We start from the raw sequence: 24,000 nt of genomic DNA on the forward strand, positions 1-24,000 counted from the left end.
CCTCAACGCTGAAGTATCTGCCCGCTCCACTGCAGACGGAATCAATTGCCAGCGTGGCGCGCCTGGATCACAGCGCGGTACTGCCCCGGGTTGCACCCGAACCACTTGCGAAAGGCCTTGTAGAACGAGCTGGCATCGGCAAACCCCAAACGTTCGGCGATCTCGCCCATCGCCGGTTCCGCGCCCACCAGCCAGGTAGTGGCGAGCTCACGCCGCACACTGTCCTTCAGCCTTTGGTAGGTCTGCCCCTCTTCGGCAAGACGCCTGCGCAGGGTCGAAGCAGACAGGCACAGGCTTTGCGCCAGGCTATCCAACGCCGGCCACTGCGCGGGGGCCTGGCGCAGCAGGTCGGTGCGAATACGCCGTGCCAAGCTGGTCGGGTCGCGATAACGCACCAGGATATTACCCGGTGCTTGAGCGAGAAAGCGCTGCAACTCCTGCTCGCTGCGCCGCAACGGCAGGCCGAGACAATCTGCTGGGATGATCATGCGTGTCCGCGGACGGTCGAACTGCAGGTTCTCGGAGAACATGACCCGGTAATCATCACAAAACGGCGGTTCGGCGCAGCGCAATTCGATGCCCAGGATAGGGATGCGCCGCCCGGCCAGCCAGCAGGCCACGCCGTGCACGATCATCCAGAAGGTGAAATAGGTGAAGGCTCGACGCGGCTCGGCGCGCGGTTCATCAATGACCAGTTGCGCCAACCCCTGTTGCCGCACCAGGCACGGCTGCAGATCTTCGAGCATCAGTGCAAGAAACTTCAGCGCCATCTCGAGACCGTCGCCCAGAGTTTGCTGCGCCATGCTCGCACGGCACATGAACGCCAGGCTGCCGGTACGCAGCCCGCGAGCATCCATGGCGAAAAACTCGTCGTCGCAACGGCGGGCCAGCAAGCGCCAGAGGCGCGCATAGGATTGCGCGGCAACACGCGCCTCGGGCAGGTACAGGGCGCCAGCATCGATACCGGCACGTGCCAGCAAAGCAGCATCCGCTTCGTCGCCACGGCAGGTCTGCAACAGGGCCTCGCGCACCAGTTGCATGGAAATCGTGTCTTTCGTGCTCATCGGTTGATCCGGGGCGATCCAACGGCCATCTTAGGCCGCTGGACCGAAAATGCCAGCCTCAGGCCCTCGCACCAGGTACGACCAGCGCAACACACGATCATGCCGCCAGCCCTAGGAAAGCCTGGATCAGGCGCAATTCGCGGCGCCGCTCAAGGCAGCCGATCATGTGCCGGTTGAGCAGCCCCTCGCCAGCCAGGGGCCTGGCCACTACCCGCGGATCATGCGCCAACTCCACCGACGATACGATACCGATGCCCAACCGTGCCGCCACCGCTTCGGTCACGGCCTCCCGACTGTCGAGCTCCAGCAGCACACGCGGCTGCACCTGCACCAGGGCGCAGGCCTGGTCGAAGGTGCGGCGGGTAATCGAATTCGGTTCACGCAGCACCATAATCTGTCGGTCCAGCGCGTCGATGGCCAAGTCGTCTGCGGCCCCAGCCAAAGGATGGTCAACCGGCAGCAAGGCACACAGGCGCGAGTCTCCCAGGCTTTGCAGGTAGAGCCCCTTGCGCGGCTCAACCTCGGTCAGTAGCGCCACGTCGGCGTGCTCGGACAACAACGCTGCCAGGGTTTCCTGAGCATTGCCCAAACGCAGGTTGACGGTAATGCCTGGGAAGCGGGCACGCAGCTGGGCCAGCATTGGCATCACCCGGTGCGGCCCGTCAGCGGCCACCTCCAAGCGCCCGGTGAGCAGTTGGCGATTGGCTTCGAGCATGGCCTGCGCCTCTTCAGCCATGCCGAACATGGCACGGGTGATCGCGGCCAGGCGGGTACCCTCCTCGGTCAGTTCCACCCGCCGTGCAGTACGCCGCAGCAAGGTGATCTGGTAGTGCTCCTCCAGCGCCTTGACGTGCCCCGTCACCGCCGGCTGGCTGATGAACAGACGCGCAGCGGCACGGGTGAAACTGCCTTCACGGGCGACAGCATCGAAGGCACGTAGCTGGAACAGGTTCATTAGTATCGGCCTTAGTTATAGCTCGGATAACAACAAACAATTTGATTGATGAAAGCCCGAATTGCAACCTAAGCCCCGTAGTTCCAGACCACCGCTTGTGAGGAATAACGGAATGAGCAACGCCCCGATCCTGCTGACCCCCGGCCCCCTGACGACCTCGTCCCGCACCCGCCAAGCCATGCTGGTGGACTGGGGCTCCTGGGACCGCGACTTCAACCAGCTGACCGCCAGTGTGTGCGAGCAACTGCTGGCAATCATCAATGGCAGCGCCAGCCACCACTGCGTGCCCCTCCAAGGCAGCGGGACCTTCGCCGTGGAAGCGGCCATCGGCACCCTGGTCCCGCGTGACGGCAAAGTGCTGGTCCTGATCAACGGTGCCTATGGCCAGCGCCTGGCGAAGATCTGCAAAGTGCTGGGCCGTCCCTACAGCACCTTCGAAACCGCCGAAGACCAACCAACCACCGCCGCCGATGTCGACCAGTTGCTGGCCGCCGACCCTGCCGTCACCCACGTGGCACTGATTCACTGCGAGACCAGCACCGGCATTCTCAACCCACTGGCTGAGATTGCCCAGGTTGTCCAGCGCCACGGCAAGCGCCTGATCATCGATGCCATGAGTTCGTTCGGCGCGCTGCCGATCGACGCCAGCCAGGTGCCTTTCGAAGCGCTGATCGCCGCCTCGGGCAAGTGCCTGGAAGGCGTGCCTGGCATGGGCTTCGTCTTTGCCGAGAAAGCCGCCCTGGCCGCTGCCGAGGGCAACGCCCATTCGCTGGCCATGGACCTGCACGACCAGCACGTTTACATGGCCAAGACCGGCCAGTGGCGCTTCACCCCACCGACCCATGTGGTAGCCGCCCTGCACGAAGCCCTGCAGCAGTACAACGAGGAAGGTGGCCTGCCAGCGCGCCACCAGCGTTACGCCGACAACTGCAAGACCCTGCTCGACGGTATGGCCGCCATAGGCCTGCGCAGCTTCCTGCCGGCCGCAATCCAGGCGCCGATCATCGTCACCTTCCACGCGCCGAACGATGCCCGCTACCAGTTCAAGGCATTCTACGAACGGGTCAAGGCCAAGGGCTTCATCCTCTATCCGGGCAAATTGACCCAGGTCGAGACCTTCCGCGTCGGCTGCATCGGCGTGGTCGGCGCCGATGGCATGCAGGCCGCCGTCAATGCCGTGGCCGAGGTGCTGCGGGAAATGGAAGTGCTGGACATCTGACACTTTGCCCATCGAACTCAAGGAAAACGCGCACATGAACTACAGCAATCCCACCCAGCTGCAAGCCGCCATCCTCGACTGGGCCGGTACCGTGGTCGACTTCGGCTCCTTCGCCCCTACGCAGATTTTCGTCGAGGCCTTCGCCGAATTCGACGTGCAAGTGTCCATCGAGGAAGCCCGAGGCCCCATGGGCATGGGCAAGTGGGACCATATCCGCACCCTGTGCGATGTGCCCGAGATCGCCGAGCGCTACCGCAAGGCGTTCGGCCGCACACCGACCGATGATGACGTGACCGCCATCTACGAACGCTTCATGCCGCTGCAGATCGAGAAGATCGCTGTGCACTCGGCGCTGATCCCGGGTGCGCTGGACACCCTCACTGGCCTGCGCAAGGGCGGCCTGAAGATCGGCTCCTGCTCGGGCTACCCGAAAGTGGTGATGGACAAGGTGGTCGAGCTGGCCGCGCAGAACGGCTACGTGGCCGACCATGTGGTGGCCACCGACGAGACCCCGAACGGCCGCCCCTGGCCAGCTCAGGCCCTGGCCAACGTGATCGCGCTGGGGATCGACGATGTGGCGGCCTGTGTGAAAGTCGACGACACCGTGCCGGGTATCCTCGAAGGCCGCCGCGCCGGAATGTGGACTGTCGCGCTGGTGTGCTCGGGCAATGCCCTGGGTCTGACCTGGGAAGGTTACCAGGCCTTGAGCGCGGAAAAACTGGAGAGCGAGCGCAAGCGTATTCACGCGATGTTTGCAGGGTCGCGCCCGCACTACCTGATCGACACCATCAACGAGCTGCCCGAGGTGATCGCCGATATCAACCGGCGGTTGGCCAAGGGGGAGATGCCGCAGGCTTGCTGATCGTCCGCGTGATGGCCATCGCCGGCAAGCCGGCTCCCACAGGAGCCGGCTTGCCGGCGATGAGGCATCTTCAGACCGCCCGGTTCAGCTTCACCCACGAGGCAAACTTGTCGATGAACCCCTGCAGGAACGGCCGAGTCTTGTCACTCAACTTGCCACTGTCATCGAACAACGTTGCAGCACCGCCGATGTAGGCCTCGGGCATTTGCATGCACGGCATGTCGAGGAACACCAGCGACTGACGCACGGCATGATTGGCACCAAACCCGCCGATCGCCCCGGGCGACACACTGGCCACCGCCGCCGGTTTGCCACCCCATACGCTCTGCCCGTAAGGCCGCGATCCGACGTCGATGGCGTTCTTCAACCCGCCCGGCACCGAACGGTTGTACTCCGGGGTGACGAACAACACCGCGTCACTGCGACGGATCTCGTCGCGAAAATGCTTCCACGCCTCGGGAGCGCCCTCGGCCTCGACGTCCTCGTTGTACAACGGCAAATCGCCGATCTCGACGATCCTCAGGGCAAGGCTGGACGGCGCCAGCTCAGAGAGCGCGCGGGCCACCTTGCGGTTGAAGGAGTCCTTGCGCAAGCTGCCGACGACAACCGCTACCGAATAAACCTGGCTCATGGCGTTTTGCAACCTCTGCTCTGGGAATGGGACCAGTTAGTTATAGATGACCGTTCCTCGGCTTCACGGTTTTTTTCCATTCGGCTGAAAACTTCCCAAGCATTTCACTGGTCTATGCCTACAGACATTTCCTACACGATTCAGAGGTTTCCACCTAAATGGCAGCAGTAATGGTCGGCCAGTTCCACGCCCGTGACGCCGAAGGCCGCATCTACCCCGTCCACGAGTTCCAGGAGTCCACCCTCCAGGCCGACGGCAGTATCCTCGGGGCCCCGGTCACCAGCTATCGCCTGGCCATCGGCGATCGCGTCAACCATCTGGGCGACGACCGTTTCGAACTGGCCCAGACTGGCGTCGAGATCATTCGTATTCCTTGACGCAGTCGACGGTGTACAGCGTTCCCTCGCGCTGCAGGCCATGCACATCGGCGACGAAGCCAGGGAAACCCTGGTCAAAGGCTCGGGCGCAGTCCAGGTAGACCAGGATCGAGCGGGTCACCTCAGTGAAGCGCTCGCCGGGCATGATCAACGGGATCCCGGGTGGATAGGGCACCAACATCACCGCCGCCACCCGACCTAGCAGTTGCTCGATCGGCACTGCCTCGACTGACCCACGCACCATCCGGTCATAGGCATCGGCGGGTGTCATCGCCACCTCTGGCAAACGGGTGAACAGCAGCTTGAGCTGTTTTGAAGTGGCATTGCCACGATAGAAACCATGCAGTTGCTGGCACAAATCGCGCAGCCCTAACCCCAGGTACCGTGATGGTTGCTCCACCACCACACTTGGCAGGCAGTCGGCCAGCGCGGTATTGGCGTCGTAGTGGCGTTTGAACTCCAGCAGCTCGGTGAGCAGTGTGCTCCACTTGCCCTTGGTGATCCCCATCGAGAACAGCACCAAAAAGCTGTACAAACCAGTCTTCTCCACTACCAGCCCGCGCTCCCAGAGAAACTTGCCCACCACCGCCGCAGGAATCCCATGGCCATCCGTCGCCCCAGCAGCGCCTGGCATCACCAGGGTGACCTTGAGCGGGTCGAGCAATACATAGTTCTCGCCAAGCCCGCCGAAACCGTGCCACTCGGCGCCCGGCTGAAGCAGCCAGTCCACCGCCGCCTGACCCTCGTCGACGTGCGTCGCTGGCGGCTGCCAGATACTGAACCACCAGTCATCGACGGCGAGGTGCTCGCGCAGATTGGCCAGCGCCCGGCGAAAGCTCAGGGCCTCGTCGAACATCTCCTGCAACAGCGAACGCCCCGCCGGGCCTTCCATCATCGCCGAGGCCACGTCCAGCGAGGCGAGGATGCTGTACTGCGGCGAGGTGGAGATATGCATCATGAACGCTTCGTTGAAGCGGTCGCGGTCCAACTGGCGGCTGGCACCGTCCTGCACATGGATCATCGAGGCCTGGCTGAAGGCCGCCAGTAGCTTGTGGGTGGAATGGGTGCTGAACAGCAGCGGCCCGTCGTCGCCACGTGGCGTACCCATGGCATAGCGGTCGACGAAGAATTCATGGAAGGCGGCATAGGCGAACCAGGCCTCGTCGAAGTGCAGCACCTCGACACTGGCACCCAGGGCCTGCTTGATCATCCCGGCGTGGTAGCACAGGCCGTCATAGGTGGAGTTGGTGACCACGGCGAGCTTGATCTTCGCAGGCTTTCCCTGGGCCAGCGGATGGGCCTGGACCTTCGCTTGGATAGACGCCGGGCTGAACTCGCTGAGCGGGATCGGCCCGATGATGCCCAGCTCATTGCGCTCCGGGCACAGGTAGATGGGGATGGCGCCGGTCATGATGATCGCGTGCACCACCGACTTGTGGCAGTTGCGGTCCACCAGCACCAGGTCCCCGCGCCCGACCATGGCATGCCAGACGATCTTGTTGGCGGTTGAGGTGCCATTGATGACGAAGAAGGTATGGTCGGCACCGAAGTTGCGTGCCGCCCGTGCCTCGGCGGCGGCCAGCGGGCCAGTGTGGTCGAGCAGCGAGCCCAGCTCCGGCACCGAGACCGACAGGTCCGAGCGCAGGGTGTTTTCACCGAAGAACTGATGGAAGGCCTGCCCCACCGGGCTCTTGCGGTAGGCGACGCCACCGCCGTGGCCCGGCGTGTGCCAGGAGTAGTTAGATTGCGCGGTGTGCTGTACCAAGGCCTTGAAGAACGGTGGCAGCAGGCCATCGAGGTAATTGTGCGCGGCCCGCGCCACCTGGCGGGCGAGAAACGGCACTGTGTCTTCGAATAGATAGAGAATGCCGCGCAACTGATTCAGCTCGCCCATGGCCTCGGCGGGTGCATTCTCCAGAGTGACCTGCTCGCCCAAGGCAAAAATCGGCAGGTTGGGTGCCCGCAGCCGGGCCAGGCGGATCAGTTCCGCCATATTCTGCAACAGGCGGCTGTCGTCGCCGACACCCTCGGCGGCAATCAGCATGCAGGCCAGGCCGTGATGGGTGGCGGCCACCAGCCGTGCTTCGGCCTGATCGGCGACGGCGAGGATGGCGAAGCCGTCACGGGCCAGTTCATCGGCGATGCCGCGCACTCGCTCGCCGGCGACGGTGTCGGCCTTGATGGCCCGGTGGACGATGAGGATCGGGAACTGCAGGTCCTTGTACATCGGGCGGCTACCTCTGCGGGTAATTTCCCTCAGGGTAGTCGAGTGTGATGCTGTCATCGCCAGGCCGGCTCACAAGGTGCAGCGCTGGATGCGGTCCCTGTGGGAGCTGGCTTGCCAGCGATGGGCCGGGCCTGCCTTCGAGTCAGCTGGCGGCTGGCTCGGTCAATGCCTGCCACATCGACGGCCCACCCGCCGACTTGGCAATGGCCGCCAAGCGTTCGGCATGGGCCTCGAGTTCTTCCTCGCTGGCCAGGATCACCCGCCCCGGCGCACGCCCGACAATACGGCGAATCTCGCTACCGGTTGCCCCTTGCCCATCCTCGTCACCCGCCCCTTCGCCCGCCAGCGACAGGCTGGTCTGGCCACCGGTCATCGCCAGGTAGACGTCGGCCAGCAGTTCCGAGTCGAGCAGTGCGCCGTGCAGCTCACGGCCGGAGTTGTCGATGCCGTAGCGTTTGCACAGGGCATCGAGGCTGTTGCGCTGCCCCGGGTGGCGCGAGCGCGCCATCATCAGGGTGTCGAGGATCGGGCAATGCTGCGAAATATCGGCACGATCCTGCTGGCCGATCAGGGCGAACTCGTTGTTGATGAAGCCAACGTCAAACGCGGCGTTGTGGATGACCAGGGTGGCGCCCTGGATGAACTCGAAAAACTCCTCGGCCACATCGCCGAAACGCGGTTTGCCGACCAGGAAGGCGTCGGTGATGCCGTGGACGTTGATCGCGCCCTCGTCACTCTCACGGTCGGGCTGCAGGTAAACGTGGAAATGCCGCCCGGTAAGGCGCCGGCCCACGACCTCGACACAACCGATCTCGATGATGCGGTGGCCTTCGGCCACTGGCATGCCGGTGGTCTCGGTGTCGAGGATGACGAACCGTTTGTCTTGCTGCTGCTCCACGCGGGGACTCCAACTGGCGGTGCTTGAATTCGGGGTGGGAGTATAACGAAATCGGGGCCGTTTTGCGGTCATCGCGGGGCAAGCCCGCCCCCACGCAGCCAGCAGTCATCTCGTGGGAGCGGCGATGCGGCGACCCGACTTGCCCCGCGATGGCCCGCAACACGATCAACGTTGCGCGCGAACCTCATCAACCCCACGATTGGCCAACTGGTCGGCACGCTCGTTGCCCGGATGGCCGATATGCCCACGGACCCACTTCCAGGTCACCTTGTGCCGGTTGACCTGTTCATCGAGCTGCGCCCACAGGTCGGCGTTCTTCACCGGTTCTTTCGCGGCGGTCTTCCACCCGCGTTTCTTCCAGTTGACCATCCACTCGTTGATGCCCTTCATGACGTACTGCGAGTCGGTGGTCAGCAGCACCTCACACTCGCGCTTGAGCGCCTTGAGGCCCTCGATCGCCGCCATCAGTTCCATGCGGTTGTTGGTGGTCTCGCGCTCGCCGCCCCACAGCTCCTTCTCGACGCCCTTGTAGACAATCAGCACGCCCCAGCCGCCCGGGCCAGGGTTGCCCTTGCAGGCACCATCGGTGTAGATCTCGACGCTATCGCTCATGTACCACTCATGTTCAGTGCTTTTCAGATTCGGGATGGGTGGCGCTGCGGTTGACCTTGGCCAGCGGCAGCGGCAGCAGCTTGCCCATCGGCTCACGGCGCTCCAGGCGCAGCGGCCGCAGGCCCACCACCATCTTGCGTGCCACCAGCAGGTAGACACCGCCACCGGCAGTCTGCCAGCCACCGGCCACGCGCTCCCAGCCAGCCAGGCGCTGCTGCCAGGCCGGCGAGGCAAGCGGCGGACGATAACACCCGAAGCGGCGTTTCTCCAGCGCGAAGCCCAGCAGGTTGAGCCAGTCGCCGACCCGCGACGGCGAGATGCAACGGGCCTTGCGCAAGGCCCCGTGGCTAAAGAAATGGCGCACGCCCCAACTGCTCCAGGGGTTGATCCCGATGATCAGCAGGTGGCCCCCCGGGCGCACGGAACTGGCCGCCTCGCGCAGCAGCCCGTGAGGGGACAGGCTGAAGTCCAGGCCATGCTGCAGCACCACCACGTCGGCGGCGTGCTCCGACAACGGCCAGGCCTGCTCCTCGCAGACGATTTCCACCCCCGGCAGCGGCGCGCCCAGGCGCACGTTGCGCTGCACCTGCGGGGCGTTGGGCGGAGGTTCGGCGCAGGGGCCGTAGTGCACAAGGTAGCCACCGAAGAAGCGCCGCAGCTCTTCTTCGAGCAACTTTTCCTCCTCCTTGAGCATCAACTGCCCAAGAGGCCCATCGAACCAGTCGCGGGCCAGGCGGATCAGCTCGACCCAGTCGGGGTCGGCCTGGGCGAAGGCTTGGTCGGTCATTGCGTTCTCCCTCGAAGGTTCTCCGCTCGCGCCATCGCGGCTAAGATGCCCTCAATGTCCAGGCTTGGCGATACGGATCCGCACATGATACAGATCGATGCCCTACCCGCTTTCAACGACAACTACATCTGGTTGTTACAGGATACTGCCAATCGCCGCTGCGCAGTGGTCGACCCCGGTGACGCCGCGCCGGTGCGCGCGTGGCTGGAGCAGCACCCGGACTGGGCATTGGAGGCAATCCTCGTCACCCACCACCACCATGACCACGTCGGCGGCGTCGAAGCCTTGAAAGAGACCACCGGCGCCCAGGTGTACGGCCCGGCCAGCGAACGTATCCCGGGCCGCGATATCGCCCTGGCAGACGGCGCCCGCATCGAGGTGCTGGGCCTTGCCTTCGACGTCCTGGCCATGCCCGGCCACACCCTGGGGCATATCGCCTATTACACTGCGCAATCGCCCACACCGCTACTGTTCAGTGGCGACACCCTGTTCGCCGCCGGCTGCGGCCGCTTGTTCGAAGGCACGCCCGAGCAAATGCACCATTCGCTGCAACGCCTGGCGGCGCTGCCCGCCGAAACCGAAGTGTACTGCGCCCACGAATACACCCTGAGCAACCTGCGCTTCGCCCGTGCCGTGGAACCCGACAACGAACACGTTCGCCAACGGTTAGAGGACGTTACCCGGTTGCGCGCGGACAATCGCATCACCTTGCCCTCGAGCATCGGCCTCGAGTGCCTGACTAATCCGTTTTTACGTACCGCTGAAACATCCGTTAAACAAAAAGCAGACGAATGGAAGGGACATTCCAACCCTAGCCAAGCCACTGTTTTTGCTGCCTTGAGGTCTTGGAAGGACGTGTTCTGATAACCCGAAGATATATCGCATCGTAGGCTCTATGGTTGACCCGGCCGGGAGCGGTTTCTAGAATCGCCCAACTTTTTTGCCCGGATAACCGTCCCAGCCGATGTCTTCCCGTAGCCGCAGAACCTCTCATTCGGTCGCCCTGACGCGACTGGCCCAGATCAGTGCACTGGCGCTGGCCGCCACCCTGGTCGGCTGCCAGAGCACCCGTCAGCTCGACGAAGCCGACAGCGTTCGCGCGCACAATTACCAGGCGCGGATCAAGCACAAACCGGCGCCGCTGGTGGTCAAGCCCAAGGAACAGGCACCGCCACAGGACGTCTGGGAGCGCATGCGCCAGGGCTTCGCCCTGCAGGACGGCATGGACGTCAACCCGCGCATCGAACAGCAGCGCCTGTGGTTCGCCAGCAACCCGTCGTTCCTCGAGAACGCCGGCGAGCGAGGCAGCCTCTACCTGCACTACATCGTCGAGCGCCTCGAAGAGCGCGACATGCCGCTGGAGCTGGCCCTGCTGCCGGCCATCGAGAGCGCCTACAACCCGATGGCCTACTCCCGGGCGCACGCCGCCGGCATGTGGCAGTTCATCCCGTCCACCGGGCGCCACTTCAACCTGCGCCAGACCAACTTCTACGATGGTCGGCGCGACGTCACCGCCTCGACCAACGCCGCGCTGGACTACCTGAACCGCCTGCACGACATGTTCAACGGCGACTGGCTGCTGGCCCTGGCGGCCTATAACGCCGGTGAGGGCACGGTCAGCCGCGCCATCGAGCGCAACGAGCGCCTGGGCCTGCCGACCGACTACTGGAACCTGCCGCTGCCGCAGGAAACCCGCGACTACGTGCCCAAGCTGCTGGCCCTGTCGCAGGTGGTCAACACCCCGGCCGCCTACGGGGTCAACCTGAACCCGATTGCAAACGAGCCGTACTTCGAAGCTATCGCCATCAACGACCGCCTCGATCTGTCCCGCGTGGCCGCCTTCGCCGACATCGACGAAGACGAACTGATCCAGCTCAACCCCGCCTTCAAGAAGCGCATGACCGTGGACGGTCCGCAGCAACTGCTGGTGCCGACTGCCAAGGCGCAACTGCTCAGCGACCGCATGTCCAACCTCAAGCCCGAGGAACTGGTCAGCCTGCAACCGAACAAGGCCGTGTTCCAGGCCGCCCTGGCCGAGGCCAAGGCCCCCGCGGCGCGCAGCTACCGGGTCAAGCGTGGCGACAACCTGGGCAGCATCGCCAAGGCCAACCGGGTGTCGGTCAAGCAGCTGCAAAGCTGGAACCGCATCCGTGGCAACAACCTCAAGGTCGGCCAGGTCCTGGCCCTGCGTGGCGGCAGCGCGCCGAGCGCGGCAGCCAACCGCGTGGCCGACTCCAAGCAGCGCTCCACCCAGTACAAGGTGCGCAAGGGCGATTCGTACTACCTGGTGGCCAAGCGTTTCAACGTCGAGATGAAGCACCTCAAGCGCTGGAACCCACGCACCGGGCACGCGCTCAAGCCGGGCCAGACCCTGACCGTCTACCTGGCACGCTGATATCTCGCTCGCGGGGCCTGTCCTCCTCCCACGCCAGTCGCGATCGGCGTGGGAGCGGGCTGGCCCCGCGATGCTTTGAAGGCTGAAGCAAAGCCCCGCGCCCTACCCTTTTTCCATTCCAGACAAGCTGTTACTGTATCCCGAACCAAGCCCAACGCCCTCTGGATCGGATGCCGACTTGATACGTCCCCTCCTGCTGTCACTCAGCCTGGCCTTGAGCTTCCCCGCCGTCGCGATGGTGAGCGAAAGCCACGGATACGCGCAGTTCGGCACGCTCAAGTACCCGGCCAGTTTCACCCACTTCGACTGGGTCAACCCGCAAGCCCCTAAAGGCGGCACGTTGCGGGCCATGGCCTTCGGCACCTTCGACACGCTCAACCCCTACACCTTCAAGGGCTCGAGCCCGGTCACCACGCCCAACTTCCTGCAGTACGGCATCAACGAGCTCAACGAGCCGCTGATGGTCGGCACCGGCATGTACGACCCGTCCGGCGACGAACCCACCTCCAGCTACGGCCTGATCGCCCGCTCGGTCGAGTACAGCGAGGACCGCAGCTGGGTGGTGTTCAATCTGCGCCCCGAGGCGCGCTTCCACGATGGCGTGCCGATCACCGCGCAGGACGTGGCGTTTTCCTACCGCACCCTGCTCAAGGACGGCCACCCGATCTACCGCACCAACCTGCAGGAAGTGGCCCGGGTCGATATCCTCGGGCCGCTGCGCATCCGCTTCGTATTCAAGCGCGCCGGCAACCCGCTGCTGATCCTGCGCCTGGGCGAAATGCCGGTGCTGCCCAAGCACTACTGGGCCAAACGCGACTTCAAGGCCACCACCTTCGAGCCGCCGCTGGGCAGCGGCCCCTACCGCATCAGCGAAGTGCAACCCGGTCGCCGGCTGGTGTTCGAACGGGTGAAGGACTACTGGGGCAAGGACCTGGCGGTCAACCGCGGCAAGTACAATTTCAAGCGCGTCGAGTACGAGTTCTACCGCGACGCCACCGTGGCCTTCGAGGCGTTCAAGGCCGGTGAATTCGATATCTACATCGAGCACCAGGCGAAGAACTGGGCCAACGGCTACAACTTCCCTGCCGTGCGCCGTGGCGAGGTGATCAAGGCGCAGATCCCGCACAAGATCCCCACGCAAACCCAAGGCCTGTTCATGAACAGCCGCCGCGCCGCGTTCAGCGACCCTCGGGTGCGCCAGGCGCTGGGCCTGATGCTCGACTTCGAGTGGACCAACCGCGCCCTGTTCAGCAGCGCCTACCGCCGCTCGACCAGCTACTACCCTAACAGCGACTTCACCGCCAGCGGCCTGCCCACCGGCAAGGAATGGCTGCTGCTCAAGCCATTCCGCGACCAGCTGCCGGACAAGCTGTTCACCGAGCCCTACCAGGTCAGCCACACCGACGGCAGCGGCATCAGCCGCCCCGCCCTGCGCCAGGCCCTGGGCCTATTCGCCCAGGCCGGCTGGAAGCTCAGCGGCCAGCGCCTGGTCGACGGCAAAGGCCAGCCGTTCAGGCTGGAGTTGCTGCTGGTGAACCCCAACCTCGAACGCATCCTGCAACCTTATGTCGAAAATCTGGCCAGCATCGGCATCGATGCGCGCTTGCGCACCGTGGACCGCGCCCAGTACAAACAACGGCTCGACCAGTTCGATTTCGACATGATCCTGATGACCCTGAACCAGACCCTGAGCCCGGGCCTCGAGCAGTGGCTGTATTTCCACTCAAGCCAGGCCGCCACCAAGGGCAGCAAGAACTATGCTGGCGTGAAGGACCCGGTGGTCGACCACCTGCTCGACACCTTGCTCGCCGCCCGCAGCCGCGATGACCAGATCGCCGCCGCGCGCGCCCTGGACCGCGTGCTCTCATGGCAGTACTACATGATCCCCAACTGGTACCTCGACAATCACCGCCTGGCCTACCGCAACCGGTTCGCCTTCGTCACCACACCGCCCTACACCCTCGGGCTGAACAGCTGGTGGATCAAGAAGACTTCGGAGAAAGCCAAATGACGCCGACCCTGCGCCGCCTGGCCGCTAGCCTGCTGCTGACCTGCCTCACGCTCCCGGCCGTGGCCGCCCCGCAACACGCCCTGACCCTGTACGGCGAGGCGCCGAAATACCCGGCCAACTTCAAGCACTTCGAGTACGTCAATCCTGACGCACCGAAGGGCGGCACCTTCCGCCAGTCCAGCTTCGGCGGCTTCGACAGCCTCAACCCGTTCATCAACAAGGGCGTGCCCGCCGACAACGTCGGCGCCATCTACGACACCCTGATGCGCCAGAGCCTGGACGAACCCTTCACCGAGTACGGCCTGGTGGCCGGCAAGATCGAAAAGGCCCCCGACAACAGCTGGGTGCGCTTCTACCTGCGCCCCGAAGCACGCTTCCACGACGGCCACCCGATGCGCGCCGAGGACGTGGTGTTCACCTTCAACGCCCTGATCAAGGACGGCGCGCCGCTGTACCGCCAGTACTACGGCGACGTCGCTGAAGTGGTCGCCGAAGACCCGCTCAAGGTGCTGTTCAAGTTCAAGCACAACAACAACCGCGAGCTGCCGCTGATCCTCGGCCAACTGCCGGTGCTGCCCAAGCACTGGTACCAAGGCCGCGACTTCGACCGCGGCAACCTGGAGATCCCGCTCGGCAGCGGCCCATACAAGGTCGCCGAGGTGAAGGCCGGCCGCTCGATCCGCTACGAGCGGGTCAAGGACTACTGGGCCAAGGACCTGCCGATCAACCGCGGCTTCTACAATTTCGACGTGATGACCTTCGACTCCTACCGCGACAACACCGTCGCCCTCGAAGCGCTCAAGGCCGGCCAGTTCGACTACGGCCTGGAGGTGAGCGCAAAGAACTGGGCCACCGCCTACGACGTGCCCGCCGTGCGCGACGGCCGGCTGATCAAGGAAGAACTGCCCAACGGCAACCCCGTCGGCATGCAGGGCTTCATCTTCAACCTGCGCAAGCCGATGTTCCAGGACATCCGCGTGCGCCACGCCATCAGCCTGCTGCTGGACTTCGAGTGGACCAACAAGCAGCTGTTCAACGGCGCCTACACCCGCACCGGCAGCTACTTCGAGAACTCCGAAATGGCCGCCAGCGGCCTGCCCAGCCCCGCCGAGCTGAAGATCCTCGAGCCGCTGCGCGGCAAGGTGCCGGACGAGGTGTTCAACGGCGCCTTCCACAACCCGGTCACCGACGGCAGCGGCATGATCCGCGACCAGCAGCGCCAGGCCTACAAGCTGCTGCAGGAGGCCGGCTGGAAGGTCGTCGACGACAAGATGGTCGATAAAGACGGCAAGCCGATGACCATCGAGTTCCTGCTGGCCCAGACCCAGTTCGAGCGCGTGCTGCTGCCATTCAAGCGCAACCTCGCGGACCTTGGCATCAACCTCGAGATCCGCCGCGTGGACGTTTCGCAGTACATCACCCGCCTGCGCTCGCGTGACTACGACATGATCGTCGGCGGCTTCGCGCAATCCAACTCGCCCGGTAACGAGCAACGCGAATACTGGAACAGCGCCGCCGCCGACAACCCCGGCAGTCGCAACTTCATCGGCCTGCGCGACCCTGGCATCGACCAGCTGGTGGAGCAGTTGATCAACGCCGACTCCCGGCAGAGCCTGATCGAGCACTGCCGCGCCCTGGACCGCGTGCTGCAATGGGGTTACTACGTGATCCCCAACTGGCACATCAAGACCTGGCGCGTGGCCTACTGGAACCATATCGGCCACCCCGCCGTATCGCCCAAGTACGACATCGGCATCGACACCTGGTGGATCAAGCCCGACGTCACGCCCGCGGTAAGCGAAGCCGCCGCAGCGGATGAGGCCAACTGAGATGCTGGCCTATATCCTGCGGCGCCTGCTGCTGATCATCCCCACCCTGTTCGGCATCCTCATCATCAACTTCATCATCGTCCAGGCCGCCCCCGGCGGCCCGGTTGAACAGATGATCGCCAAGCTCGAAGGCTTCGACGGCGCCACCAGCCGCATCGCCGGCGGCGGCGCCGAAGTCTCGGTGGCCGGCTCCAACTACCGTGGCGCGCAAGGCCTGGACCCGGCGCTGATCGCCGAGATCGAGCGCATGTACGGCTTCGACAAGTCGGCGCCCGAGCGGCTGTGGATCATGGTCAAGAACTATGCCCAGCTGGACTTCGGCAACAGCTTCTTCCGCGACGCCAAGGTCATCGACCTGATCGCCGAGAAGATGCCCGTGTCCATTTCCCTCGGGCTATGGAGCACGCTGATCATGTACCTGGTGTCGATCCCGCTGGGGATCGCCAAGGCCGTGCGCCACGGCAGCCACTTCGACGTGTGGACCAGCTCGGCGATCATCGTCGGCTACGCCATCCCGGCGTTCCTGTTCGCCATCCTGCTGATCGTGCTGTTCGCCGGCGGCAGCTACTTCGACTGGTTCCCGTTGCGCGGGCTCACCTCCAACAACTTCGACGAGCTGAGCACCACCGGCAAGGTCCTCGACTACTTCTGGCACCTGGTGCTGCCCATCACCGCCCTGGTGATCGGCAACTTCGCCACCATGACCCTGCTGACCAAGAACAGCTTCCTCGACGAGATCAACAAGCAGTACGTGGTCACCGCCAAGGCCAAGGGCCTGAGCCGCACCCGCGTGCTCTACGGCCATGTGTTCCGCAACGCCATGCTGCTGGTGATCGCCGGCTTCCCCTCGGCGTTCATCGGCATCTTCTTCACCGGCTCCCTGCTGATCGAGGTGATCTTCAGCCTCGACGGCCTGGGCCTGATGAGTTTCGAAGCGGCGATCAACCGCGACTACCCGGTGGTGTTCGGCACCTTGTTCATCTTCACCCTGCTTGGCTTGGTGGTGAAGCTGATCGGCGACCTCACCTACACCCTGGTCGATCCGCGCATCGACTTCGCCAGCCGGGAGCACTGACATGGCCCTCTCTCCCCTCAATCGCCGGCGCTTCGAGCGCTTCAAGGCCAACCGCCGCGGCTGGTGGTCGCTGTGGATCTTCCTGGTGCTGTTCGTGCTCAGCCTGGGCGCCGAGTTCATCGCCAACGACAAGCCGATTGCCGTGCGCTACGACGGCGAGTGGTACTTCCCCGCCTTCAAGCGCTACCCGGAGACCACCTTCGGCGGCGAGTTCCCGCTGGAGGCCAACTACAAGAGCCCGTATATCCGCGATTTGCTGGCCAAGAAGGACGCCTTCGTGCTGTGGGCGCCGATCCCCTACAGCTACCAGAGCATCAACTACGACCTGAAAGTACCCGCCCCCGCGCCGCCCTCCACCGACAACCTGCTGGGCACCGACGACCAGGGCCGCGATGTGCTGGCCCGGGTGATCTACGGCTTCCGCATCTCGGTGCTGTTCGCCCTGACGCTGACCATCGCCAGCTCCATCATCGGCGTGATCGCCGGCGCCTTGCAGGGCTTCTACGGCGGCTGGGTGGACCTGGCCGGCCAGCGCTTCCTGGAGATCTGGTCCGGCCTGCCGGTGCTGTACCTGCTGATCATCCTTGCCAGCTTCGTGCAGCCCAACTTCTGGTGGTTGCTGGGCATCATGCTGCTGTTCTCGTGGATGAGCCTGGTGGACGTGGTGCGCGCCGAGTTCCTGCGCGGGCGCAACCTGGAATACGTGCGCGCCGCCCGCGCCTTAGGGATGCGCAACGGCCCGATCATGTACCGGCATATCCTGCCCAACGCGATGATCTCGACCATGACCTTCATGCCGTTCATCCTCACCGGCGCCATCGGCACCCTCACCGCCCTGGACTTCCTCGGCTTCGGCCTGCCCGCCGGCTCCCCCTCGCTGGGCGAGCTGGTGGCCCAGGGCAAGTCCAACCTGCAAGCCCCGTGGCTGGGTATCAGCGCCTTCGCCGTGCTGGCGGTGATGCTGAGCCTGCTGGTATTCATCGGCGAATCCGCCCGCGACGCCTTCGACCCGAGGAAATGACATGAGCCAAGACACCCTGATCGAAGTCCGCGACCTGGCGGTGGAGTTCGTCACTGGCGAGCAGGTCAACCGCGTGGTCGACGGCATCAGCTTCGACATCCGCAAGGGCGAGACCCTGGCCCTGGTCGGCGAAAGCGGCTCGGGCAAGTCGGTGACCGCCCACTCGATCCTGCGCCTGCTGCCCTACCCGCTGGCGCGGCATCCTTCTGGCACCATCCATTATGAAGGCAAGGACCTGCTGCACCTGGGCGAAAAGCCCATGCAGCGCATTCGCGGCAACCGCATCGCGATGATCTTCCAGGAGCCGATGACCTCGCTGAACCCGCTGCACAGCATCGAGAAGCAGATCAACGAGATCCTCTTGTTGCACAAGGGCCTCACCGGCAAGGCCGCCACGGCGCGCACCCTGGAGCTGCTGGAACTGGTCGGCATTCCCGAGCCGCACAAGCGCCTGAAAGCCCTGCCCCACGAGCTCTCCGGTGGCCAGCGCCAGCGGGTGATGATCGCCATGGCCCTGGCCAACGAACCCGAACTGCTGATTGCCGACGAGCCCACCACGGCGCTCGACGTGACCGTGCAGTTGAAGATCCTCGACCTGCTCAAGTCGTTGCAGGCGCGCCTCGGCATGGCCCTGCTGCTGATCAGCCACGACCTCAACCTGGTACGCCGCATCGCCCACCGCGTGTGCGTGATGCAGTGCGGCAAGATCGTCGAGCAGGCCGAATGCGCCACGCTGTTCAGCAAGCCGCAGCATCCGTATACGCAGATGCTGATCAACGCCGAGCCCAGCGGCGCACCGGCTGCGAATGCCGAAGGCGCGCCATTGCTGGAGGTGAAGGACCTGAAAGTGTGGTTCCCGATCAAGAAGGGGCTGCTGCGCCGCACCGTGGACCATGTGAAGGCCGTGGACGGGGTCAATTTCAGCCTGCCCCAGGGGCAGACGCTGGGCATCGTTGGCGAGAGTGGCTCGGGCAAGTCCACCTTGGGGCTGGCCATCTTGCGGTTGATCTCCAGTCAGGGCGGGATTCGCTTCCATGGGCAGAATCTTGAGGGGCTGAACCAGAAGGAAGTGCGGCCGCTGCGGCGGGAGATGCAGGTGGTGTTCCAGGACCCCTTTGGCAGCTTGAGCCCGCGCATGTGCGTGGCGGATATCGTTGGCGAGGGGTTACGGATTCACAAGATCGGCACGCCGGCTGAGCAGGAAGCGGCGATTATTGCGGCGTTGGAGGAAGTGGGGCTGGATCCTCGGACGCGGCATCGGTATCCCCATGAGTTTTCCGGCGGGCAGCGGCAGCGGATTGCGATTGCTCGGGCGTTGGTATTGAAGCCGGCGTTGATTCTGCTGGATGAGCCGACCTCGGCGTTGGACCGGACGGTGCAGCGGCAGGTGGTTGAGCTGCTGCGGAATTTGCAGGTCAAATACAACCTGACTTATCTGTTTATCAGCCATGACCTGGCGGTGGTCAAGGCGTTGAGTCATCAGTTGATGGTGATCAAGCATGGGCAGGTGGTGGAGCAAGGGGATGCGGGGGCTATATTTCATGAGCCGAAGCATGGGTATACGAGGCAATTGTTGGAGGCGGCGTTTTTGGGGACGACGTCGACCGCCTGAAGCAGCGTAGCCAACTCAAATGTCATCGGACGCGTAACCGCTGTCCGCCTTGTTGGTATTACGCCGTAACGCGGTGGGCCGTCCAGAAAAATCAGATTAAAACCCTATGCTGTAGTCCATTTCCCAAACATACTTCTGCCGCCTTTTTTCCGTTGCGGTCTCCCTGGTGGGGCTCTAGTCTCGGCCTATCGTTGCACATCAACGATACAGCTTTGACAGGCTGTGACGGCAAATTGCATGCAGCTCAACCTTTATGGCAGCTGTACGTGCGGGCACGCTTGCGTGCGCCGGAACTTTGCAATTTCCGCCGGTCTGTCAACCCACGTACAGCTGCCACCCTACTGTTTGACAGCAGGCAGGTGGCGGCACCACCAAAGGGAAATTGTTATGTTAAAGATCGTCCCCGATCCACCCCACAACCACCACTCTCTCGAAGACACCATCATCCAGGCCACGGAGTACGCCCTCTGCGCGCAGACCGTGGCGCATCAGGCTGTTCTGCTGCATCCCAAGTCGCCCGTGTCGATTCTGGTCATGGCCGCGATGCATGAAATGGAGGCGCTGCGGGTGCTGCTCGAATCGGCGTTGATTCAGGTGCAGATGCCGCAGGTGGAGCCTCGCACACTGCACTAGGCCGTTAGCCATGGGTTGCCTGGGCTGGCCTCATCGCCGGCAAGCCGGCTCCCACAGAGGATCGGCGTGGCTGCGCGGCAGATGGTGTGTAGCTGATAGCGGATCTAACTGCGAGAGCTCGCCCAGGCACCGAGCATTTCAGGGAGATTGAGCAATGAGCACAGACGACACCACGCCCCACACCACAGTGGGCAAGACCAAGTTCTACCAGGGTGAAGGGCATACCGACCCGCTGTTCTGCATCGAACCCGGCATCCCTTGCCAGCACGCACGGGAACAGGCTTCGGAGTTGATGGGCTGCGTGTGCGACCTGACCATCACCGGGATCATGGAGGAAAAACCTCAGCTGATCTGGGCATCGTATTACCTGAGCGCGCTGGCCAAGGCGCTGATGGATGATGCGGAGCTGGGGATGAAGCACTGACTTCACAGGTAAACGCCGCTCCTACACCGACTAAGCTTTGGGCATAAATTCGGGATGTCTCCATGGAATGTCATATCCGCCGCGCTCAGCGCGAAGACGCAGAAGCCATCAGCCGCATCGTGATCACGGCATTGCGCGAATCCAACTCGCGGGATTACCCGGCAGAGGTGATCGCCCAGGTCGAGCAGAGCTTTTCACCTGCGGCGGTCAGTGCATTGCTCGATAGCCGAATGGTATTCGTAGCAGTCAACCAAAACGAATTGCTGGGAACGGCAAGCCTGGATGGCGAGGTTGTCAGGACAGTGTTCGTCGCTCCAATCCATCATCGGACAGGTGTCGGCAAACGGTTGATGGAGGCCGTTCATGCTGCAGCGATCAGGGCAGGTGTCACGGCACTGAGCGTTCCTTCATCCATCACCGCCCAAGGGTGCTACGCGCGCTTGGGATATCGGAAGCTTCGTGATGAATTCCATGGTGTGGAACGCACCATTGTCCTGGAAAAGTCCACGCTGACCATGACGGAGGCGGCCCTCGCGATTAACGTTTCTTGCGAGCATCTGGCGAAGCTGCTGGATGAGGGAACAATCCCCCATGCCAGCGCTGAAGGCGAGCGGGCTATCGCGTTCTCCGAGCTGATTGCCTACAAGGACAACCGAGTCAAGGGCAGCCGTGTAGTGATGAATGAGCTGGCAGCCCAAGCCCAAGACCTGAAAATGGGTTATGAGTGAGTCCACTCACATGCGCTCGGCCTAACCCAGCAGGGTGTTCATTCGAGCGTCGCAGTGCTTGGCACCGGCACTGCCGATGATCGCGGGGCAAGCCCGCTCCCACCAGATACCTGACCTGGAAACCCTGCGCTTTCAGGTCTCGACCTCCATGAGCCCCGGCGTGGGCTTGCTGAACCCCGCCGTCAGCCACATCAGGTACAACCCGCCACACACCAGCCAAGCCACCCCGGCCAGTATCACCACCGTGTTCAACAGCGACAGCAGATACAGGTTCACCCCAATCGCCAGCAGCGGAAACACCACGAACCCCACCCCACTCAACCGCTGCTTGCGCCGCTCACGCCGGTAGTACGCGATCACACAGACATTCACCGCCGCAAACGCCAGGAACGCGCCGAAGTTGATCAGCGAAGCGGCCGAGCTCACATCCGCGCCGATCCCGATCAATCCCAGCCCGGCAATCAGCAACAGGTTGAACACCGGCGTGCGCGCCTTGCCCTGCAGCTTGGCGAAACAACGCGGCGGCAGCACGCCTTCGCGGCCCATGAAGTACAGCAAGCGGCTGGCGCTGACCTGCACCGCCAGGCACGAGGCGAAGCCGGCAACGATGCCGCCGAGGTTGACGAAGTCGGCGAAGAACTGCCCGCCCACCTCGATCGACAGCGCGTAGGTCGCCGTTTGCGGGTCGGCGAACTGGCCGCCGGGGTGGCTCAGTTGCATCAGGTAGGCCACCGCCGTGAACAGCAGCCCGCCCAGGCTGATCACCAGCAGCACCGCCCGGGGGATGTCGCGCTTGGGCTGCTCGGCCTCCTCGGCCAGGGTGGTCACGGCGTCGAACCCGAGAAACGAATAGGCGGCGATGGCTGCGGCGGCGGTGAGGCCGGTCAAGGTGCTGTGTTCGTTCCATACGGGGTGGGTGAAGCCGACCTGGGGCTGCCCGGCCACATAGCGCAGGCAGTAGCCAATGAACAACAGCACCAAGGCCACGCTCAGGACCGTGAGCACTTTGTTCAGGCGGTCGGTCAGGGTCATGCCGCTGACGGTCACCGCCGTTGTCAGGCCGATATTGATCAGCAGCCAGCCCCAGGTGGGCACCTGCGGGAACTGGGCGTTGAGGAACACCGACTGCAGCAGCCAGGCGACCATGGGCATGAACAGGTAAGCCAGCAGCACCGCCCAGCCGACCACGAAGCCGCAGCCGGGGCCGAGCAGGCGCTTGGCGTAGTAGTAGGCCGAGCCGGACACCGGGAACAGGCGCGACAGCTTGGCATAGCTCAGGGCCGACAGCAGCATGGCGCCTGTGGCCAGCAGGAAGGCGCTGGGGGCGATGCCGTCGCTGCGTTCGGAGATCACGCCGAAGATCACCATGGCCAGGCTCGGGCACATGTAGGCCAGGCCGAAGACCGTCAGGGAGGTGAGGGAGAGTTTTGCGGGGGTGGCGTCAGGCATGGGTGGCCTCCTGGCGCGCAGGGGCGATGCCACGGGCCGGGCCGTGAGCGAAATGAGCCATGGGTCATCCTCTTGTGATTGTTCTAGGAAATTGCCCAGCCGGTCTGGCTGCACGGGGCGCAGGGACGGCGTGCACAGCAAGTAACTCGGGGATGGCACCGGCTTTGCCGGTGATCGCGGGGCATGCCCGCGCCTACAAGGTGCAGGGCCAGTATGCGGATCCCCGTGCGGATTCCTATAACGTCGAATGATTAACCCGGGGGTAATGGCGCAGGGGAATCACGGCGCCGGTTGCAGGCTGGCGAGGTCTTCGCCGGCCAAAAACAGCAGCGAGAACAGCTCGCTCTGGGAGTTCACGTCCAGCTTGCGGTACACGTTGCGGCGATGGACCTTCACCGTCTCGGCCGACAGTTTGAGCTTGATGGCCGTCTCCTTGTTCGAATGCCCCGACAAGATCAGCCGCACCACGTCCAGCTCCCGCGCCGTGAGCACCGACTCCAGCTGCCGCCGTGCTTCGTCGCGCCCCTGGGCCAGGCCCAGCGCGGGCTTGGCCGGTGCGCGCTCGGGCAATTGCTCGAAGTGCAGGCGCTGGCGCAGCAGGCCGATCAGCCAGGGGCGCACCAGCTCCAGCTGGGCGATGGCCTGGGCGTCGAAACGTGAGCGCCCGCCCAGCGACAGGCACAGCGTGCGCCCATCGCCCAGGGCCAGGTTGAACTGCACCTCGTCGGCGACCACGTTGTGGGTGAAGTACAGGCGGTAGTAATCGGTCTGCTGGAACTGCTCCGGGGCCACGTCGGCCAGGCGCACCAGGCCGGTCAGCGGCCGCTCGCGGCTGCTGATGTAGAACGGGTCGAGCAGGTACAGGCCATTGGCGTACTCGCTCACCAGCGGGTCGATGCCCTCGCGCTCGTAAGGGCTCTGGTCGAAAATCAACGGCTTGTCGTGGCTGAACAGCAGCGCCACCCAAGTATCGACCTCGACGAAATCGCCGAGCAGCGTCGCCAGTGTGCGCCAGAAGCTCGGCCGGTCGAGGTGCTCGATGCATTGGCCCACACCCTGGTGCCACGAAAGATCCTGCAGGCTCAAGCTCATGCCCTACCCCCGGGTTAACCCGTCGAAGTGATTGTTTTGCCAGTGATTGTTTTCATACTTGCACCACCCTTCGCAAATGTCACTTGCCCGCGGAAGGGT

At 63.9% G+C, this 24,000-nt stretch carries 21 protein-coding genes and 1 pseudogene; 13 read left to right on the forward strand and 9 right to left on the reverse strand.

Features of this window, described 5'->3' with window-relative positions:
- Positions 1–41 precede the first annotated feature (41 nt).
- Complete coding sequence (locus OH705_RS20455; protein ID WP_094012087.1) at positions 42–1,064, reverse strand: AraC family transcriptional regulator; 1,023 nt, start codon at positions 1,062–1,064, stop codon at positions 42–44.
- A 97-nt stretch (positions 1,065–1,161) separates the two neighbouring features.
- Positions 1,162–2,019, reverse strand: coding sequence for a LysR substrate-binding domain-containing protein (locus OH705_RS20460; protein ID WP_023629449.1), 858 nt, complete (start codon positions 2,017–2,019; stop codon positions 1,162–1,164).
- A gap of 112 nt (positions 2,020–2,131) precedes the next feature.
- Between OH705_RS20460 and OH705_RS20465 the strand changes: the two genes are divergently transcribed.
- Positions 2,132–3,238 (forward strand): 2-aminoethylphosphonate--pyruvate transaminase, encoded by a 1,107-nt coding sequence (locus OH705_RS20465; protein ID WP_023629448.1) that lies wholly within the window; start codon positions 2,132–2,134, stop codon positions 3,236–3,238.
- 34 nt (positions 3,239–3,272) lie between these two features.
- Positions 3,273–4,100, forward strand: coding sequence for a phosphonoacetaldehyde hydrolase (gene phnX / locus OH705_RS20470; RefSeq protein WP_023629447.1), 828 nt, complete (start codon positions 3,273–3,275; stop codon positions 4,098–4,100).
- 70 nt (positions 4,101–4,170) lie between these two features.
- On the opposite strand, the gene OH705_RS20475 is transcribed toward phnX, so the two are convergent.
- Entirely contained in the window at positions 4,171–4,731 is a 561-nt protein-coding gene (locus OH705_RS20475; RefSeq protein WP_023629446.1) for an NADPH-dependent FMN reductase, read from the reverse strand.
- Between the two features lie 158 nt (positions 4,732–4,889).
- On the opposite strand from OH705_RS20475, the gene OH705_RS20480 reads away from it, so the two are divergent.
- Positions 4,890–5,108, forward strand: coding sequence for a hypothetical protein (locus OH705_RS20480; RefSeq protein ID WP_038706474.1), 219 nt, complete (start codon positions 4,890–4,892; stop codon positions 5,106–5,108).
- On the opposite strand, the gene OH705_RS20485 is transcribed toward OH705_RS20480, so the two are convergent.
- The 4 genes from OH705_RS20485 to OH705_RS20500 all read right to left on the reverse strand — a co-directional run bounded on the left by OH705_RS20485 (position 5,092) and on the right by OH705_RS20500 (position 9,632).
- Positions 5,092–7,335 (reverse strand): Orn/Lys/Arg decarboxylase N-terminal domain-containing protein, encoded by a 2,244-nt coding sequence (locus OH705_RS20485; protein ID WP_104445110.1) that lies wholly within the window; start codon positions 7,333–7,335, stop codon positions 5,092–5,094. The genes OH705_RS20480 and OH705_RS20485 overlap by 17 nt on opposite strands.
- 142 nt (positions 7,336–7,477) lie before the next feature.
- Entirely contained in the window at positions 7,478–8,233 is a 756-nt protein-coding gene (gene dnaQ / locus OH705_RS20490) for a DNA polymerase III subunit epsilon (RefSeq protein WP_023629444.1), read from the reverse strand.
- Positions 8,234–8,398: 165 nt separating this feature from the next.
- Positions 8,399–8,845, reverse strand: a complete 447-nt coding sequence (gene rnhA, locus OH705_RS20495) for a ribonuclease HI (RefSeq protein WP_267302853.1) — start codon at positions 8,843–8,845, stop codon at positions 8,399–8,401.
- A gap of 13 nt (positions 8,846–8,858) precedes the next feature.
- On the reverse strand, positions 8,859–9,632 hold the full coding sequence (locus OH705_RS20500) for a methyltransferase domain-containing protein (RefSeq protein WP_038706475.1): 774 nt from the start codon (positions 9,630–9,632) through the stop codon (positions 8,859–8,861).
- A gap of 84 nt (positions 9,633–9,716) precedes the next feature.
- On the opposite strand from OH705_RS20500, the gene gloB reads away from it, so the two are divergent.
- The 10 genes and pseudogenes from gloB to OH705_RS20550 form a co-directional block, all read left to right on the forward strand.
- On the forward strand, positions 9,717–10,496 hold the full coding sequence (gene gloB / locus OH705_RS20505; RefSeq protein WP_267302854.1) for a hydroxyacylglutathione hydrolase: 780 nt from the start codon (positions 9,717–9,719) through the stop codon (positions 10,494–10,496).
- A 100-nt stretch (positions 10,497–10,596) separates the two neighbouring features.
- Positions 10,597–12,027: a lytic transglycosylase domain-containing protein gene (locus OH705_RS20510; RefSeq protein WP_038706477.1), complete on the forward strand. Its 1,431-nt coding sequence runs from the start codon at positions 10,597–10,599 to the stop codon at positions 12,025–12,027.
- Between the two features lie 235 nt (positions 12,028–12,262).
- Positions 12,263–14,038: an extracellular solute-binding protein gene (locus OH705_RS20515; RefSeq protein ID WP_094012103.1), complete on the forward strand. Its 1,776-nt coding sequence runs from the start codon at positions 12,263–12,265 to the stop codon at positions 14,036–14,038.
- Complete coding sequence (locus OH705_RS20520) at positions 14,035–15,867, forward strand: extracellular solute-binding protein (RefSeq protein ID WP_267302855.1); 1,833 nt, start codon at positions 14,035–14,037, stop codon at positions 15,865–15,867. Before OH705_RS20515 ends, OH705_RS20520 begins: the two co-directional genes overlap by 4 nt.
- A gap of 1 nt (position 15,868) precedes the next feature.
- Positions 15,869–16,942, forward strand: coding sequence for a microcin C ABC transporter permease YejB (locus OH705_RS20525; protein ID WP_038706480.1), 1,074 nt, complete (start codon positions 15,869–15,871; stop codon positions 16,940–16,942).
- Between the two features lies 1 nt (position 16,943).
- Positions 16,944–17,963 carry an ABC transporter permease gene (locus OH705_RS20530; RefSeq protein WP_023630279.1) on the forward strand — a complete coding sequence of 340 codons (1,020 nt, stop codon included), beginning with the start codon at positions 16,944–16,946 and terminating at the stop codon, positions 17,961–17,963.
- A 1-nt stretch (position 17,964) separates the two neighbouring features.
- On the forward strand, positions 17,965–19,575 hold the full coding sequence (locus OH705_RS20535) for an ABC transporter ATP-binding protein (RefSeq protein ID WP_267302856.1): 1,611 nt from the start codon (positions 17,965–17,967) through the stop codon (positions 19,573–19,575).
- A gap of 387 nt (positions 19,576–19,962) precedes the next feature.
- Positions 19,963–20,208 carry a hypothetical protein gene (locus OH705_RS20540; RefSeq protein WP_011534689.1) on the forward strand — a complete coding sequence of 82 codons (246 nt, stop codon included), beginning with the start codon at positions 19,963–19,965 and terminating at the stop codon, positions 20,206–20,208.
- Positions 20,209–20,362: 154 nt separating this feature from the next.
- A complete protein-coding gene (locus OH705_RS20545; RefSeq protein ID WP_062363628.1) occupies positions 20,363–20,632 on the forward strand; it encodes a DUF3077 domain-containing protein in 270 nt (89 codons plus the stop codon).
- A gap of 62 nt (positions 20,633–20,694) precedes the next feature.
- Positions 20,695–21,135, forward strand: a pseudogene (locus OH705_RS20550) (GNAT family N-acetyltransferase); the annotation flags it as partial.
- Between the two features lie 357 nt (positions 21,136–21,492).
- Here the strand turns inward: OH705_RS20550 and OH705_RS20555 are convergent.
- Together OH705_RS20555 and OH705_RS20560 are read right to left on the reverse strand one after the other, a co-directional pair.
- Positions 21,493–22,809, reverse strand: coding sequence for an APC family permease (locus tag OH705_RS20555; RefSeq protein WP_267302857.1), 1,317 nt, complete (start codon positions 22,807–22,809; stop codon positions 21,493–21,495).
- 279 nt (positions 22,810–23,088) lie between these two features.
- Positions 23,089–23,901: a LuxR C-terminal-related transcriptional regulator gene (locus OH705_RS20560; protein WP_062363637.1), complete on the reverse strand. Its 813-nt coding sequence runs from the start codon at positions 23,899–23,901 to the stop codon at positions 23,089–23,091.
- Positions 23,902–24,000: the final 99 nt, after the last annotated feature.

Source organism: Pseudomonas sp. BJa3, from assembly GCF_026343815.1.
GTDB classification, from domain to species: domain Bacteria; phylum Pseudomonadota; class Gammaproteobacteria; order Pseudomonadales; family Pseudomonadaceae; genus Aquipseudomonas; species Aquipseudomonas soli.